At 56.9% G+C, this 16,112-nt stretch carries 12 protein-coding genes and 1 pseudogene; 2 read left to right on the top strand and 11 right to left on the bottom strand.

Annotated features, from left to right (window positions below; genetic code table 11):
- Nucleotides 1-16 precede the first annotated feature (16 nt).
- The 3 genes from rpoD to rpsU all read right to left on the bottom strand — a co-directional run bounded on the left by rpoD (nt 17) and on the right by rpsU (nt 4,629).
- A complete protein-coding gene (rpoD, locus tag K3169_RS27750) occupies nt 17-1,867 on the bottom strand; it encodes an RNA polymerase sigma factor RpoD (protein WP_027899464.1) in 1,851 nt (616 codons plus the stop codon).
- 67 nt (nt 1,868-1,934) lie between these two features.
- Entirely contained in the window at nt 1,935-3,893 is a 1,959-nt protein-coding gene (gene dnaG, locus K3169_RS27745; RefSeq protein WP_027899463.1) for a DNA primase, read from the bottom strand.
- Between the two features lie 520 nt (nt 3,894-4,413).
- Complete coding sequence (rpsU, locus tag K3169_RS27740; protein WP_002551877.1) at nt 4,414-4,629, bottom strand: 30S ribosomal protein S21; 216 nt, start codon at nt 4,627-4,629, stop codon at nt 4,414-4,416.
- A gap of 198 nt (nt 4,630-4,827) precedes the next feature.
- Here rpsU and tsaD point away from each other — a divergent pair, with 198 nt between their 5' ends.
- Nucleotides 4,828-5,853 carry a tRNA (adenosine(37)-N6)-threonylcarbamoyltransferase complex transferase subunit TsaD gene (gene tsaD, locus K3169_RS27735; protein WP_263269114.1) on the top strand — a complete coding sequence of 342 codons (1,026 nt, stop codon included), beginning with the start codon at nt 4,828-4,830 and terminating at the stop codon, nt 5,851-5,853.
- 47 nt (nt 5,854-5,900) lie between these two features.
- On the opposite strand, the gene plsY is transcribed toward tsaD, so the two are convergent.
- Nucleotides 5,901-6,470 (bottom strand): glycerol-3-phosphate 1-O-acyltransferase PlsY, encoded by a 570-nt coding sequence (gene plsY, locus K3169_RS27730; protein ID WP_263269112.1) that lies wholly within the window; start codon nt 6,468-6,470, stop codon nt 5,901-5,903.
- Nucleotides 6,471-6,544: 74 nt separating this feature from the next.
- On the opposite strand from plsY, the gene folB reads away from it, so the two are divergent.
- The gene (gene folB / locus K3169_RS29925) at nt 6,545-7,147 is read left to right on the top strand and encodes a dihydroneopterin aldolase (RefSeq protein ID WP_411567019.1); all 603 of its coding nucleotides are present in this window, start codon (nt 6,545-6,547) and stop codon (nt 7,145-7,147) included.
- Between the two features lie 1,005 nt (nt 7,148-8,152).
- Here folB and K3169_RS27720 read toward each other — a convergent pair.
- The 7 genes and pseudogenes from K3169_RS27720 to apaG all read right to left on the bottom strand — a co-directional run.
- Nucleotides 8,153-8,920, bottom strand: a pseudogene (locus tag K3169_RS27720) (multifunctional CCA addition/repair protein); the annotation flags it as partial.
- A gap of 121 nt (nt 8,921-9,041) precedes the next feature.
- Entirely contained in the window at nt 9,042-10,604 is a 1,563-nt protein-coding gene (locus K3169_RS27715; RefSeq protein WP_099268474.1) for a SpoVR family protein, read from the bottom strand.
- Nucleotides 10,601-11,872 carry a YeaH/YhbH family protein gene (locus K3169_RS27710; protein WP_027899457.1) on the bottom strand — a complete coding sequence of 424 codons (1,272 nt, stop codon included), beginning with the start codon at nt 11,870-11,872 and terminating at the stop codon, nt 10,601-10,603. The genes K3169_RS27715 and K3169_RS27710 overlap by 4 nt, the downstream gene beginning before the upstream one ends.
- A 118-nt stretch (nt 11,873-11,990) precedes the next feature.
- Nucleotides 11,991-13,913: a PrkA family serine protein kinase gene (locus tag K3169_RS27705; protein WP_027899456.1), complete on the bottom strand. Its 1,923-nt coding sequence runs from the start codon at nt 13,911-13,913 to the stop codon at nt 11,991-11,993.
- Nucleotides 13,914-14,199: 286 nt separating this feature from the next.
- Nucleotides 14,200-14,520 (bottom strand): thiosulfate sulfurtransferase GlpE, encoded by a 321-nt coding sequence (gene glpE, locus K3169_RS27700; RefSeq protein ID WP_231666366.1) that lies wholly within the window; start codon nt 14,518-14,520, stop codon nt 14,200-14,202.
- A gap of 311 nt (nt 14,521-14,831) precedes the next feature.
- A complete protein-coding gene (locus K3169_RS27695) occupies nt 14,832-15,713 on the bottom strand; it encodes a symmetrical bis(5'-nucleosyl)-tetraphosphatase (RefSeq protein ID WP_263269109.1) in 882 nt (293 codons plus the stop codon).
- A complete protein-coding gene (gene apaG / locus K3169_RS27690; RefSeq protein ID WP_027899453.1) occupies nt 15,713-16,093 on the bottom strand; it encodes a Co2+/Mg2+ efflux protein ApaG in 381 nt (126 codons plus the stop codon). The genes K3169_RS27695 and apaG overlap by 1 nt, the downstream gene beginning before the upstream one ends.
- Between the last annotated feature and the right edge of the window lie 19 nt (nt 16,094-16,112).

The following is a 16,112-nucleotide window of genomic DNA, read 5'->3' as shown; positions in this document are numbered from 1 at the left end:
GTGCAGCTTTGCTCGCTTACTCGTCAAGGAACGAGCGCAAGTGCTCGCTTCTTGTCGGGTGGCGCAACTTACGCAGAGCCTTCGCCTCAATCTGACGAATACGCTCACGAGTCACGTCGAACTGTTTGCCCACTTCTTCCAGCGTGTGGTCGGTATTCATATCAATACCGAAGCGCATACGCAGAACCTTGGCTTCACGGGCGGTAAGGCCCGACAGAACTTCGCGAGTTGCTTCTTTCAAGCTTTCGACGGTAGCGACATCGATTGGCGACTGCATGGTCGAGTCTTCGATGAAGTCACCCAGGTGCGAATCTTCGTCATCACCGATCGGTGTTTCCATGGAGATCGGCTCTTTAGCGATCTTCAATACCTTGCGGATTTTATCCTCAGGCATTTCCATGCGTTCGCCCAACTCTTCCGGGGTCGGCTCGCGACCCATTTCCTGCAACATCTGCCGGGAAATACGGTTGAGTTTGTTGATCGTCTCGATCATGTGCACCGGAATACGGATGGTGCGTGCCTGGTCGGCGATCGAGCGAGTGATGGCCTGACGGATCCACCATGTGGCGTACGTCGAGAACTTGTAACCACGACGGTATTCGAACTTGTCCACCGCCTTCATCAAGCCGATGTTGCCTTCCTGGATCAGGTCGAGGAATTGCAGGCCACGGTTGGTGTACTTCTTGGCGATCGAGATCACCAGACGCAGGTTCGCTTCAACCATCTCTTTCTTCGCGCGACGGGCTTTGGCCTCGCCGATCGACATGCGACGGTTGATGTCCTTGATTTCAGCAATGGTCAGACCGGTTTCGGTCTGCAGCGCGGTCAGCTTCTGCTGGCAACGCTGGATATCAGGCTGCAGGCGGCCAATGGCTTCAGCGTATTTGCTTTTGCCTTTAGCCAGCGCATCCGTCCAGCTTTCGTCGACTTCGTTGCCTGGGAACTGGCGAAGGAAATCGGCGCGCGGCATACGTGCATCACGTACGCACAACTGCATGATGGCGCGTTCCTGAGCACGCAGGCGCTCAAGTGCGCTACGAACGCGTTCAACCAGACCTTCAAACTGTTTAGGGACCAGTTTGATCGGCATGAACAGCTCAGCCAGTGCAACCAGCTCGGCAATCGCTTGCTTGCTGTCACGGCCGTGCTTTTTCAGGGCTTTGCGGGTGATTTCCATTTGATCGGAAACCGCGCCGAAACGCTGCTGGGCAATGATCGGATCGGGACCGCTTTCGACTTCTTCTTCGTCGTCAGAAGACTCGTCCTTCTCTTCCTCGTCGTCATCGCCTTCCGCAGCCTTGGCTGTTTTCGGGTCAACAGGCGGCGGGACTTCAGCTGGCGGCGCAATGCCGTCATCCGGGTCGATGTAGCCGCTCAGCACGTCGGACAGGCGACCGCCTTCCGTCGTGACACGGGTGTACTCGGAGAGAATGTGGTCAACCGTGCCTGGGAAGTGCGCAATTGCGCCCATCACTTCACGAATGCCTTCTTCGATACGCTTGGCGATTTCGATTTCGCCTTCGCGGGTCAGAAGCTCGACCGTACCCATTTCACGCATATACATGCGCACAGGGTCAGTGGTGCGACCAATGTCGGTCTCAACCGCTGCCAACGCTGCGGCCGCTTCTTCTGCGGCTGCCTCATCGGTATCGGCGTCGGCCAGCATCAGGGCGTCCGCATCCGGGGCACTCTCGTGTACCGGGATCCCCATGTCGTTAATCATGCGGATGATGTCTTCCACCTGCTCGGGATCTGAAATATCCTCAGGCAGGTGGTCGTTGACCTCTGCGTAAGTCAGATACTTCTGCTCACGACCCAGGGTGATCAACTCTTTGATACGAGACTGCTGTTGCGCTTTTCCGGACATAACACCCTATCCACTGAAGGTCTTGGCGGGCAAAAAACAAGCCGGGGATTATACCCGAGCTATGACCTCACGCGCCAGTTGAGGTCGGGGTTTGTGCAGGAACATTCCGATTTAACAGCTTGAGCAGCAGAAGTTTTTCCTCCGCGTCCAGGCCTGACTGGCGTTCCTTCCTGATTAATTGCTCCAGGCTTCGCTCGCGTTGGCGGGCGGATAACCTAGTTATAGTGTCGAAAAACTGTTGTTCAAGGTTATCGGCCGAGATCAACCATTCCTTTTCCGCTAATGCTCGCAGCAATCGACCTTGTTCGGTGCCGTGCCAGCGGGCGATCAGTTGCAGCGAGCGCAGCTTCGGATTTTTTTGCAAGGCTTCGAGCAAAGCGACCAGTAGCTGCGCGTAAATATGATCTTCTGCCGCCAGGTGGCTGGCATCTTCGACTTTCTCGGCCAGCTCCGGGTGGTGCAGAAGTGTTCTCAATGCCGTCAACGTTGGTGGTTCGACGGTCGTCGGCGTCCGCGGGGCACGTGGTTCGTCATCTCCACGCTTACCTTTTTTGTCCCACGGCTTCTTTTCCCACTTTTTCTGGCCCTGGCCGCCGGATTTTTTCGGCGTCCATTCTTGCTGAGGGGCTTCGTATCCGACCTGTGGCTGGTAATCAGCATAGTCGGGCATCGCGTCGTAATCGAAGCCCGGGTCGTAGCTTGGGGGTGCCTCCGCCGGTGCGTTCTGCACCAGTTGGCTGACGTTTTCGTTGCTCAGGCCGGTTATCTGCGTCAGTCGCTGACGCATGAGCGTGCGCAAGTTGGCGCCGGGCACTTTGTCGATCAGCGGTGCTGCGAGGGTGGCCATGTGGGCCTTGCCCTCAAGGGAGCGTGGGTCTGCTTCCTTGGTCAGCTGTTCGAAGAAATAGTCGGCCAGCGGCTGCGCATGCTGATGAATGCGGGCCTTGAACGCGTCGGTGCCTTCAGCGCGAACCAGAGTGTCCGGGTCTTCGCCTTCGGGCAGAAACAAAAATCGTGCGCGGCGTCCGTCCTGCAGGCTGGAGAGCGTTGCTTCCAGTGCGCGCCATGCGGCATTGCGACCCGCCTGGTCGCCGTCAAAGCAGAACAGGACGTTGGGTACAACCCGGAACAGCCGCTTCAAGTGTTCTTCGCTGGTCGCGGTGCCCAGTGTTGCAACGGCATTGCGCAAGCCTTGTTGGGCGAGAGCGATGACGTCCATGTAGCCTTCGACCACGATGATTTCATCGAGGTTGCGATTGAATTTGCGTGCTTCGAACAGGCCGTAAAGCTCTTGGCCCTTATGGAATACAGGTGTTTCCGGCGAGTTCAGGTATTTGGGCTTGTCGTCACCCAGTACCCGTCCGCCAAAAGCGATGACCCGGCCGCGACTGTCGCGGATCGGAAACATCACCCGGTCGCGGAAGCGGTCATAGCGCTTGCCGGTTTCGGCATTCTCGATCAACAGGCCGGCATCAATCATGGCTTTCTGTTGAAGCGTATCGCTGCTCAAGTGCTTGTGCAGGTTGTCCCAGCCCGGCGGGGCAAAGCCAAGACCGAAGTCACGGGCGATCTCGCCGGAAAGGCCGCGACCTTTCAGATATTCCACTGCGGCTCTGCGCGATGGATGGTTCTTCAGCGCAAGGCGGTAATACTCGGCGGCGGCTGTCAGCAGCGGGTAGAGCGGCGAGTCCACAGGCTGGCGGGGCTTTTGCCCTTTGGTGCCTTGTTCTCTGGGGACTTCCATGCCCGCTGATTTGGCCAGGTCTTCGACGGCCTGGACGAAGTCCAGATTGTCGTGGTCCATGATGAAGCCAAGGGCGTTACCCCCTGCGCCGCAGCCAAAGCAGTAGTAGAACTGCTTGTCGGGGCTGACGCTGAAAGACGGCGTCTTTTCCTTGTGGAACGGGCAGCAGGCGCTGAAGTTCTTCCCGGTTTTCTTCAATTGCAGACGTGAGCTGACAACATCGACGATGTCGGTGCGGTTCAGGAGGTCGTCAATGAAGCCTTGGGGAATCAGCCCGGCCATATCGTTCTCATATCAAGCGTTCCGCCATGAGGCTCGTGGCGAATCCAGGATGTAACGGCTGCAGCAGGTCTTTCTGTAATGCCACAAAGGCATGCACAGCCTGACTTGAGCGCGGCTGCTCATCATTATCTGGAATGGTAGCTGCCAGCAATCTACCCGTGACCCGCTGTTAACATCAGGCAGCAGAAATCAGGCAGTGGCGGCTTTTAAGCATGTTGCTGTTTGTAGCAAACCGAATACCGGTTACGGATTCGTTGTGCTCAGCGTGTCGAGGGCGACGCTGCCTTGGCTGAGCTTCTTGCGAAGATCATCAAGGCATACTCGTCATTCACCTTGATGCATTCGTCATAACGACGTGATCAACGTGGCCTGAATCTCAGGCGGGACGTGCTTTGAGGAAGTGTGAGGTGCGCGTGTGCGACCTGTGTGCTTCTTCGATGTAGCTTATGCGGTGCCTTAACTGCCGCTAGCCCGGCTTTGGGGCCGGGCATTGCAGAAGCTTGCGACAGACGTCTGTAAATTAATACAGACGAACGGCGCGGCGCTGTTCGCGCTGTACTTTCTTGGCGTGACGCTTAACAGCGGCTGCTGCTTTACGCTTACGCTCAGAAGTAGGCTTCTCGTAAAATTCGCGGCTACGAACTTCAGCCAGAACACCGGCTTTTTCGCAGGAGCGCTTGAAACGACGCAGAGCTACGTCGAAGGGTTCGTTCTCTTTAACTTTGACGGCTGGCATCCAGAGCTACCTTCATTCATTACCGGGGTCAACGTCTCGTGCAAAGACTGCACATAAGTACGTCGGTTTTTAAGGGTTGCGGATGTTAACCCCTCATTGAGAGGAATGCAAAGCCTCTGATCGAAAACCGCTGGTCGGGGCACCGGGCGGCGACTATTATGCGCGCCTTCGAATTCAGCCTAAACAAGGCGCAAACCCATGCTAGTACTGGGATTAGAAACCTCTTGCGACGAAACCGGCGTCGCGCTCTATGACAGTGAGCGCGGGCTGCTGGCCGACGCATTGTTCAGTCAAATCGACCTGCATCGTGCTTATGGCGGTGTGGTGCCGGAGCTTGCTTCGCGTGATCACGTCAAGCGCATGTTGCCTTTGATTCGTCAGGTTATAGCCGACGCGGGCGTTGTCGCTACAGACATCAATGCTATCGCATACACAGCAGGGCCGGGCCTTGTAGGCGCTTTGCTGGTCGGCGCATCGTGTGCTCAGGCGCTGGCGTTCGCGTGGGATATTCCGGCGCTGGGTGTTCACCACATGGAAGGCCACCTGCTCGCCCCGATGCTGGAAGCGCAGCCTCCGGAGTTTCCGTTCGTCGCTTTGTTGGTGTCCGGTGGGCACACGCAACTGGTTCGGGTTGATGGCATTGGCTTGTATGAGTTGTTGGGCGAGACGCTGGATGACGCTGCGGGCGAAGCGTTCGACAAAACGGCAAAGATGATGGGCCTGCAGTATCCAGGCGGACCTGAAATTGCGGCACTGGCGACCAAAGGTGTGGCCGGGCGTTTTGTCTTTCCGCGTCCAATGACGGATCGCCCGGGGCTGGACTTCAGCTTCAGTGGCCTGAAAACCTCCACGTTGACGACCTGGCAGCAGTGCCAAAGTGTCGGAGACGACAGCGAGCAGACTCGTTGCGACATCTCGCTGGCCTTCCAGCAGGCAGTGGTGGAGACTTTGACCATCAAATGCAAGCGGGCACTGAAGCAGACCGGCATGAAGCGTCTGGTGATTGCGGGCGGCGTAAGCGCCAACAAGTCCCTGCGCGCGTCTCTGGAAAAAATGCTGGGCGAGCTCAAGGGCAATGTTTTCTATGCGCGCCCTGAGTTTTGCACTGACAACGGCGCGATGATCGCTTTTGCCGGATGCCAGCGTTTATTGGCGGGGCAGAAGGAAGATCTGAGCATCAGCGTTCAGGCTCGCTGGCCGATGGAGCAGTTGCAAGGTTTGTAGGTTCAAGGATTTAAACCGGCGACGTGAGGCGGATTCATTCAGGCGATTCAAAAATGCCGTTCGCGCCCGGCAAACAGGTCGCGTAGATTGCCCCGGTGCCGCCAGACAATCAGCAGCGTGAGCAGAGTCATCGGCAGCAACGCTCGTGGTTCTTGCCAGGCGAGCAATGGCAGCGTCAGCGGGGTAGCGACCAGGGCCGCGATCGAGCTGGTGCGGGTCATATAGAGCATCAGCCCCCACGCACACATTGCCAGGATGGCGGCGGGCGGATAAAGCCCCAGCAGTACACCGGCGGCAGTGGCGACGCCTTTGCCACCGCGGAAGCGAAAGTAGAGCGGGAACAGATGACCCAGCACTGCGCAGAGCCCAATCCAGGCCTGTGCTTTGGGGTCCATCCCGGCGAGATTGGCGAGCAGTACCGGCAGCAGGCCTTTGCACAGGTCGCCGAGCAGCGTCAGGATCGCGAGTTTTTTGCCGGCCAGACGCAACATGTTGGTCGCGCCCGCATTGCCAGAGCCACTGGCGCGCGGGTCCGGGCTGCCAGTGAGGCGGCTCAGGAGAATGGCGAAGGACAGTGAGCCAAGCAGGTAGGCGAAAATCGCCAGTAACCAAAACATGCTAACTATTCCGGGCTGGGAAGCCCTGATTCTAACGGCGCATCGCGCCCTTGTCGTGCAGTGGAGAGTGGTGTTTGGACAGAGTTTTCATTGAAGGTCTGGAAGTCGATACCGTTATCGGTGCTTACGACTGGGAGCGGGGCATTCGCCAGTGTCTGCGCCTGGACCTGAGTTTTGCCTGGGATAATCGACCAGCCGCTGCTGGTGATGACCTGAGCAAGGCACTCGACTACGCCAGCGTCTCCACTCGCATTCTGGATTTTGCCGACAAGGCGCAGTTCCAGTTGGTGGAGACCTTTGCCGAACGATTGGCGGAAGTGCTTATGAGTGAGTTCCAGATTCCCTGGCTGCACTTGAAACTGACCAAGCCCGGCGCGGTTGCAGCTGCTGCTGGTGTGGGCGCGCAAAAAAAAAAAAAAAAAAAAAAAAAAAAAAAAAAAAAAAAAAAAAAAAAAAAAAAAAAAGAAAGTTTGGAGACAAAACTTGGGGGGGGGGGGGGGGGGGGGGGGGGGGGGGGGGGGGGGGGGGGGGGGGGGGGGGGGGGGGGGGGGGGGGGGGGGGGGGGGGGGGGTGACTTCATCCCAGGAAGACATGAACATTCTCCGGACGGAGAGTCCAGCAATGGAGTGGGGACAGGACAGGCAGCCCCATCATGGCTGGGTTTGACCGCACGTTGATGGGACTGGCTGCTTGGGGCTGTGCGACAAATGGCGACATTCTGCATCCGGATCAGGGAGGGCTTCCTGGGCCTCTTATCAGCAGCTGCACAGCAGTCAGTGCGTTGTGTTGAACTGAGCCGATCCCGCTGTGCGGATCTCAGCAGCCGCTGTGTGCTGGCGTGTCTTGGACCGCGGATCCGTCTTGTCCTCATTGTGCCCTCTTCCTGGGCTGAAGACCTGTCAGGGCTTCTGGCTTTGAACTCTGCTGAAATTGGCTCCTCAGTTGAATGACGGGGCAGGCAGCCGGAGCACCCTTGGAAAAGGGAGGCAGCAGGCAGAGGGATGAGAGAGCGCGGACGTGGACGGAGCGCTCTCTGCCTATTCTTGCGCGCGTGGCCGGCCGCGACACAGAGAGGGTGTCCGTCGGCCGGCTCCGCCAATTTCAGAAGCCTCCTTCGGCGGTTCTGGGGCCACAGCAGGAGCTGAGACAGATGTGATCAGACAGACAGTGGGTACTGTTTGCCCATCCAGGATTCTTGCTCCGCAGTGGAGTCCTCCCAGGAAAATCATCCAGTTGGGCTGCTGGAGGAAGGTGCTGCTTGCTTTGCAGAGACGTGGCATCGGAGCGCTCGGCAGGCGCTTCTTGCTTCTTTGTGCTGGACGCGCCATGGTGACGCTCAGAAGGGATGGCGTTCCCGGAAAAACTGGTCGCGCTGGCGTGCGGGTAATGGGCGCGGGCGATAGCGCGCCGTCGAAGACCGTGCTGTCGACCACCATGGGCACGTCGGCCTACCAGGGCGATGATGGGTCTTCGGCGCTGGACGGTGGCGATGAACTTCGCGCCAGCAAGGTTCGGCGGCGGAGACGATCTCTACCGGGCGGTAGCGGATATCCGGTACGAAACGGCGCCGTTTCTGGCCTTCCGTGGCGCGGGCAGGCATTGGCCGCGCGGGTCGGCAGGCGTGGCGATAGCGGGGCGAACGCTGCGCTGGCGGTGACGGCGCGGGCGTCGAAGGACGCCCTGTCGTGAAGCAAGCAGGCCCAACGCACGCTCAGCGGTTGCTGGTGAATGGTAGCCTGTTGCAGAACGCTCAGCACATGCTCACCGGTGTCTATTTCCGGATGATGGGCGGCAGGCTGAGGGATGCCGAACAGCGCGTCAACTTCTGGCAAAAGCTCCTTCAGAGCGCCGCAGTCACGCAACACCCGAATAAATACTTGTGGCTGTTTTTCCATGAGCGCGCGGGAAATTTCCTTCCAGCTGCGTTCCGGGGTCAGCGCATCAAGTTCGCCTGATTCGCTGAGTTGACGCATCAGTTCCAGCGTTTCAGGAGCGATGCTGAAACCTTCCGGCGCGTAGCGTGCGGCAAAGCGGGCTACACGCAAGACTCGCAGTGGATCTTCGGCGAACGCAGGGGAAACGTGGCGTAAAACGCGGGCCTCTAAGTCACGCTGGCCGCCGTAAGGGTCGGTCAGATTGCCCTCTTTATCTTCGGCGATGGCGTTGATGGTCAGGTCGCGACGGATCAAGTCATCTTCGAGGGTAACGTCAGGGCTGGCGTGAAACACGAAGCCGCCGTATCCGCGTCCACTTTTGCGTTCGGTACGGGCCAAGGCATATTCCTCGCCCGTCAGTGGGTGAAGAAAAACCGGAAAGTCGATACCCACCGGACGATAGCCCTTGATCAGCATTTCATCGGTAGTCGCGCCGACCACTACCCAATCCACATCGGTAACCGGTTTGCCCAGCAGACGGTCGCGCACCGCGCCACCGACTTTATAGATCTGCATAAAAAACCTCCGTAAGCGCGACAGGATAAACCCTGTGTCGCTCTTGCGGAGGTAAAACCTAATCAATAGTCATAGGGTGCCAAACAAATACCTCGCTGAGCAATCCCATTAAGCAGGCGTTCTAGAGGTGTACTACCGCCATATCAAGCCGGGGATATTCACTGTCGGCATGCTCGCTCTTTGGAGGGACGTGATGAGTTTTCATGACTTGGTCGCCTTGCAGCGTTTCCAGGTGGATATCAAACCCCCAGAGCCGATGCAGGTGCTTAAGCACCTCGTCGGTGGATTCAGACAGTGGTTTACGGTCGTGCTGCTGATGGCGAAGCGTCAATGAGCGGTCGCCGCGGCGATCGATGCTGTAGATCTGCACGTTGGGCTCACGATTGCCCAGGTTGTACTGCGCCGCCAGCGTTTCGCGGATGATCCGGTAACCAGGCTCATCGTGAATGGCTGGCACCACCAGATCGTCTTTCTGATCGTCGTCCATGATGCTGAACAGTTTCAGATCCCGGATCACTTTGGGTGACAGGTACTGAAGGATGAAGCTCTCGTCCTTGAAGCTGCTCATGGCAAACTTCACGGCAGTCAGCCAATCCGTGCCAGCAAGTTCGGGGAACCAGCGGTAATCTTCCTCGGTAGGCTCTTCACACATGCGGCGTATATCGCGATACATGGCGAAACCCAGCGTGTAGGGGTTGATGCCGCTGTAATAAGGGCTGTCGAAACCAGGTTGATAGATGACGCTGGTGTGCGAGGTCAGGAACTCCATCATGAAGCCGTCGGTGACCAGGCCCTCGTCATACAGGTCGTTCATCAGCGTGTAGTGCCAGAACGTCGCCCAGCCTTCGTTCATCACCTGAGTCTGGCGCTGCGGATAGAAGTACTGCGCAATCTTGCGCACGATACGTACGATTTCACGCTGCCATGGTTCCAGCAGAGGTGCATGTTTTTCGATGAAGTAGAGGATGTTTTCCTGCGGTTCTGCGGGGAAACGAGCGTTGTCCTCTTTGCTGTTTTTGTCGGCGTTTTTAGGGATAGTGCGCCACAGATCATTGATCTGTTTCTGAAGATGCTCTTCCCGGTCTTTCTGTCGGCGGCGTTCTTCTTCGGCCGAGATTGGGTAAGGGCGTTTATAGCGGTCCACGCCATAGTTCATGAGTGCATGGCAGGAGTCGAGCAAGTCCTCGACGGCATCGATCCCATGGCGCTCTTCGCATTGCATGATGTACTGCTTGGCAAACACCAGGTAATCAATGATCGAGCTGGCGTCGGTCCAGGTTCGGAACAGGTAGTTCCCCTTGAAAAAGCTGTTGTGCCCGTAGCAGGCGTGGGCCACTACCAGTGCCTGCATGCAGATGGTGTTCTCTTCCATCAGGTAAGCGATACAAGGATCAGAGTTGATGACGATTTCATAGGCCAGACCCATCTGGCCACGTGTGTAGGATTTCTCCGTGCTCAGGAAGTGTTTGCCGTAGGACCAGTGGTGATAGCCCAAGGGCATACCCACTGAGGCATAGGCATCCATCATCTGCTCGGCCGTGATGACTTCAATCTGGTTGGGATAGGTATCCAGCGCATAGCGTTCCGCGATACGGCTGATCTCGCGGTCGTAGGCCTGAATGAGTTCAAACGTCCACTCGGAACCCGTGGACAAGGGTTGGCGCTTCTGCTCTCTAGCGGTCATGTCACTAACCTGCGCTGGAAGAGTTCACGGAATACCGGATAGATATCACCGGCAGAGACCAGCTGCTGCTGGGCAAACGTGTCGGCAAATGCTTCACCGATACGTTCGTATTCGAACCACAAGGCCTGATGTTCACGTGGAGTAATCTCCACGTACGTGTAGTACTGCACAAACGGCATGATCTGCTTGATCAGGATGTCGCGACAAATAGGCGAGTCGTCGTTCCAGTTGTCGCCGTCCGACGCTTGAGCCGCGTAGATATTCCATTCGTTGGTGGGATAGCGCTCAGCCATGATTTCCTGCATCAGCTTGAGTGCGCTGGAAACGATGGTGCCGCCGGTTTCCCGCGAATAGAAAAATTCTTCCTCGTCGACTTCCCGGGCGCTGGTGTGGTGGCGGATGAAGACCACTTCAATCTTGTCGTAATTACGCTTGAGGAACAGGTACAACAGGATAAAGAAGCGCTTGGCGATATCTTTGGTGGCCTGGGTCATGGAGCCGGAAACGTCCATCAGGCAGAACATGACCGCTTTGGAGCTTGGGTTTGGTTGTTTGACCAGCAGGTTGTATTTGAGGTCGAAGGTATCGAGATACGGTACCCGGCGAATCCGGGCCTTCAGGCGATCAACTTCAGACTCCAGCTCCTGAATATCGCCAAAGTTGTCGGGTTCTTCGCGCTTCAGACGATCCAGCTCAGTGATGGTTTCTCTGAGTTTGGCGCGACTGCTCCCGGACAGTGCAATGCGACGTGCGTGAGCGGAACGCAGGGTGCGGATGATATTGATGCGCGAGGGGTTGCCCTCGTTGCTGATCCCGGCGCGGACGGTTTTGAAGGTGTCGGTGCCGGTCAGGTTGCGTTTGACCAGGTTGGGCAGTTCAAGGTCTTCGAACATGAACTCCAGAAACTCTTCCTGAGTAATCTGAAAGACAAACTCATCCATGCCTTCGCCGGAATTACTGGCTTTGCCTGGCCCTTTGCCTCCGCCACCGCCTTGTGGGCGGGCGATGTGCTCACCCGAGGTGAATTCCTTGTTACCCGGATGAACTACGGTCTGCTTGCCGCCACGACCGTGATGGAGCACCGGTTCGTCGATGTCGCGACCGGGAATGCTGATTTGTTCGCCATGTTCCATATCAGTGATGGAGCGGCGGCTGACGGCTTCTTCGACTGCTTTCTTGATGTGATCACGGTAACGCCGCAAAAACCGCTGGCGGTTTACCGTGCTCTTGTTCTTGCCATTGAGACGTCGGTCGATCACATAGCTCATAGGCCCCTCCGGGGAGCTTCAAGTTGTGAGCTGCAAGCTGCAAGTAGAAGCAATTACCCGGCTATCAGATTTCACGTGCTTCATTCTTGCAGCTTGTAGCTGGACGCTTGCAGCTGCCTTACTGCGACTTCCGGACCCGTAGGTACCATTCGGAAAGAAGCCGTACCTGTTTGTCGGTATAGCCCCGCTCGACCATCCTGGTAACAAAGTCGTTGTGTTTCTGTTGATCCTCTTTGCTGGCTTTTGCGTTGAAGCTGATGACGGGAAGGAGGTCCTCGGTGTTGGAGAACATTTTCTTCTCGATCACCACGCGCAGTTTCTCGTAGCTGAGCCAGGTCGGGTTTTTGCCGTTGTTGTTAGCGCGGGCCCGCAATACGAAGTTGACGATTTCGTTACGGAAATCCTTCGGATTACTGATGCCGGCCGGTTTCTCGATCTTTTCCAGTTCTTCGTTCAGGGCCACGCGGTTGAGGATTTCTCCGGTTTCCGGGTCGCGGTATTCCTGATCCTGAATCCAGAAGTCCGCGTACAGCACGTAGCGGTCAAAGATGTTTTGTCCATATTCGCTGTAGGACTCCAGATACGCGGTCTGTATTTCCTTGCCGATGAACTCGATGTAGCGCGGTGCCAGGTATTCCTTGATGAACCGTAGATAGCGCTCGCGGGTTTCAGCCTGGAATTGCTCCTGCTCGATCTGCTGCTCCAGCACGTACAACAAATGCACCGGGTTGGCTGCGATTTCGTGTGGATCGAAGTTGAACACCTTGGAAAGAATCTTGAACGCAAAACGTGTGGACAGGCCATTCATGCCTTCATCGACGCCTGCGCCGTCGCGGTACTCCTGAATCGACTTGGCCTTTGGATCGGTATCCTTGAGGTTTTCGCCGTCATACACGCGCATCTTGGAGTAGATGTTGGAGTTATCCGGCTCTTTCAAGCGCGACAGGGTGGTGAACTGCGCGAGCATTTTCAGGGTGTCTGGCGCGCAATGGGCCTTGGACAATGAGCTATTGAACAGAAGCTTGTCGTAAATCTTGATCTCATCGCTCACGCGCAGGCAGTACGGCACTTTGACGATGTAGATCCGGTCGATAAACGCTTCGTTGTTCTTGTTATTGCGGAAGCTGTGCCATTCCGATTCGTTGGAGTGGGCCAGCAGAATACCGGTGAACGGAATCGCGCCCAGACCTTCGGTACTGTTGTAGTTACCTTCCTGGGTAGCGGTAAGCAGTGGGTGCAGCACCTTGATCGGTGCCTTGAACATTTCGACGAATTCCATCAGGCCCTGGTTGGCCCGGCACAGCGCGCCAGAATAGCTGTAGGCGTCGGCATCGTTCTGTGGGTATTCCTCGAGTTTGCGGATATCGACCTTACCCACCAGTGCAGAAATGTCCTGGTTGTTCTCGTCGCCCGGCTCGGTTTTGGCCACCGCGATCTGGTTGAGAATCGATGGATAGAGTTTGACCACTTTGAACTGGCTGATGTCGCCCCCGAACTCAGCCAGACGTTTGGTCGCCCAGGGCGACATGATGGTGCTCAGATAGCGACGCGGGATACCGAAGTCTTCTTCGAGAATCGCACCGTCTTCGGTTGCGTTGAACAAACCGAGCGGAGATTCGAAAACCGGCGAGCCCTTGATCGCGTAGAACGGGACTTTTTCGATCAGTTGTTTGAGTTTTTCAGCCAGCGATGACTTACCGCCACCCACCGGGCCGAGCAGGTAAAGGATCTGTTTCTTCTCTTCCAGGCCCTGAGCGGCATGGCGGAAGTACGAGACGATCTGGTCGATGCATTCTTCCATCCCATGGAAGTCAGCAAAGGCCGGGTAGCGGCGGATGACCTTATTGGAAAAGATCCTCGAGAGCCGGGAGTTGGTCGAGGTATCAACCAGCTCCGGCTCGCCGATAGCAAGCAACAGTCTTTCTGCCGCTGACGCATAAGCGCTGCGATCCTGCTTACAGAGCTCTAGATACTCCTGTAAGGAGAGCTCCTCCTGCCGTGTCGATTCAAAGCGTTGTTGGAAGTGGCTAAAAATACTCATGACGTCACCTCGCTCGATACGTAGAGCCGGCGGCGGATCGTCAGTCGATGTTGGCAGCAGCCGAGAATCCGGATGCCGTTTACCCCCCAAACACCATAAAAGTAGCTACCGATGACCCACGCGCCGGTGTACCGGCTCTCCCCTGATTACGGATGGCCTGAGGCTAAGGATAGTTCGGAATCGGAAAGATAAAGAAGGGATGAGCAGAAAGACTGACAGACCGTCCGTCAGTTAGGTCGCGAGCCCGCGCAGGACGCGGGATCAACTGCAATAAAAATATTTTCTGTCAGCTCTGGGCTGTGTCGGCTGGAAAGGTGTTGCGCCATAGCTCGAAGCCACCATCCAGGCTGTATACATCGGAGAAACCCTGATTCACCAGATAAGCCGCGGCGCTCTGGCTGGAGTTACCGTGATAGCAGACTACGACCACCGGTTTATCCAGGTCGGCATTGCGGATGAAGTCGGCAATGGATTGGTTGTCCAGATGTTGGGAATCAGGGATGTGATTGCCGGCGAAGGCCTGTGGATCGCGAACGTCCACCAGCACGGCACCTTGTTCGCGAAGGGCTTGAGCCTGTTCTGGCGGGATACGTTTGAATTCGGTCATGGTTGGCTCCTTGAAGGTTGTGGCTCAGTGGTTATTCCTGTGCAGACTGTGTGAAAACTACTGCGCTCGGCAATACTGCGTTAAAAACAGGCGAAAAATGCTCATTTAGAACACTAGAGTCGGACGCGACCCCGGCCGTTTTTCGTCTGTTTTTGCCTTGTCTTGCCGTCGCTCGCTACGTTTTCACACAGTCTGTGTGGGAGCGAATTCATTCGCGAAAGCGGTGTGTCAGCCGTTGATGTATTGCACGCGGCCCCCTTTTCGCGAATGAATTCGCTCCCACAGGATCGCAATTAATTCGAGTCTGGAGTTTAACGCCTGATCACGCCTGCCGGGTCATGCAGAATGGTTCGGGTCGCACCTGATTCAGCATTACCGTGCTCATCGCAATCGCAGAGATACCGCTCGAAGGTATCGACATTAAGCATTGTCATCGCAGAGCCCCAGACGCAGCCGGTGTCCAGCGCGTAGACATCGGGCTCATCGCAACGGCCCTCCAGCGCAGCCCAGTGACCGAAGATGATTTTCACATCGCGGGTCCTGCGCTCCGGATGCTTGAACCAGGGCGCATAGCCGGGCAGGGCGGTTTCGATTCCTTCCTTGCCCTTGAGGTCCAGCTTGCCGTCGCTGGTGCAGAAGCGCATGCGGGTGAAGTAATTGGTGATAACCCGTAGCCGTGCAACGCCATGCAGTTCGGGGTCCCACTTGTTTGGCTCGTTGCCATACATTCCGTCAAGGAACGGGTGGTAGAGCGAGTCATCAAGCAGGGTGGCTTCCACCTCAGCAGCCAGCTTGAGGGCTTTTTTCAAGGTCCACTGGGGAGGGATACCGGCGTGAGCCATGGCAACGTTGCGCTCGGCATCGTAGTGCAGCAGCTTTTGCCGCCGCACCCATTGCAGCAGATCGTTGCAATCGGGTGCCTCAAGAATGGGACGCAGCGTATCGCCTTTCTTCAGGCGCTCAATGTTGCGCGACGCGGCAAGCATATGCAGATCGTGGTTACCGAGTACGCAGTTGACCGAGTCGCGGATGCTGTACAGAAAGCGCAGGGTTTCCAGCGACTGAGGGCCGCGGTTGACCAGATCGCCCACCAGCCAGAGGCGATCCCTGGCCGGGTCGAAATTCACATGTTCCAGCAGGCACTGCAGAGGTTCGAGGCAACCTTGCAGGTCACCAACGGCGTACACCGCCATCAGTGAAGAGACCCCGGTACCGCCAGGCGAAACGGAGCGATGACCGCATCGAAGCGCTTGCCGTCGTCAGCGAGCATTTGATACGAGCCCTGCATGTTGCCAACCTTGGTCGTCATCACGGTGCCGCTGCTGTACGTATGGCTTTTCCCGGCAGCAATCAAAGGTTGTTGCCCCACCACGCCTTCACCACGTACCTCTTCGACATGGCCATCACCATCGGTGATCACCCAATGCCGGGACATCAACTTGGCAGGCAGTTCGCCGCTGTTGTGGACGGTGACGGTGTAGGCGAAGGCAAAGCGATTCTGCTCGGGTTGTGACTGCTCTGCCAGGAAGCGTGTGACGACGCTGACGTCGACCTGGTATCGGGAATCGGGCATTCGGAAGGCCTTGGAAGCG

The sequence above is a fragment of the Pseudomonas phytophila genome (genome assembly GCF_025643095.1).
GTDB lineage: Bacteria > Pseudomonadota > Gammaproteobacteria > Pseudomonadales > Pseudomonadaceae > Aquipseudomonas > Aquipseudomonas quasicaspiana.
Note: the sequence above shows the minus strand (reverse complement) of the source record. Positions and strands in the feature narration are given on the sequence as shown.

Excerpts from the sequence above, each read along its gene's own strand:
- rpoD (WP_027899464.1), bottom strand. The coding sequence starts at position 1,867 with ATGTCCGGAAAAGCGCAACAGCAGTCTCGTATCAAAGAGTTGATCACC.
- dnaG (WP_027899463.1), bottom strand. The coding sequence starts at position 3,893 with ATGGCCGGGCTGATTCCCCAAGGCTTCATTGACGACCTCCTGAACCGC.
- rpsU (WP_002551877.1), bottom strand. The coding sequence starts at position 4,629 with ATGCCAGCCGTCAAAGTTAAAGAGAACGAACCCTTCGACGTAGCTCTG.
- tsaD (WP_263269114.1), top strand. The coding sequence starts at position 4,828 with ATGCTAGTACTGGGATTAGAAACCTCTTGCGACGAAACCGGCGTCGCG.
- plsY (WP_263269112.1), bottom strand. The coding sequence starts at position 6,470 with ATGTTTTGGTTACTGGCGATTTTCGCCTACCTGCTTGGCTCACTGTCC.
- K3169_RS27715 (WP_099268474.1), bottom strand. The coding sequence starts at position 10,604 with ATGACCGCTAGAGAGCAGAAGCGCCAACCCTTGTCCACGGGTTCCGAG.
- K3169_RS27710 (WP_027899457.1), bottom strand. The coding sequence starts at position 11,872 with ATGAGCTATGTGATCGACCGACGTCTCAATGGCAAGAACAAGAGCACG.
- K3169_RS27705 (WP_027899456.1), bottom strand. The coding sequence starts at position 13,913 with ATGAGTATTTTTAGCCACTTCCAACAACGCTTTGAATCGACACGGCAG.
- glpE (WP_231666366.1), bottom strand. The coding sequence starts at position 14,520 with ATGACCGAATTCAAACGTATCCCGCCAGAACAGGCTCAAGCCCTTCGC.
- K3169_RS27695 (WP_263269109.1), bottom strand. The coding sequence starts at position 15,713 with ATGGCGGTGTACGCCGTTGGTGACCTGCAAGGTTGCCTCGAACCTCTG.
- apaG (WP_027899453.1), bottom strand. The coding sequence starts at position 16,093 with ATGCCCGATTCCCGATACCAGGTCGACGTCAGCGTCGTCACACGCTTC.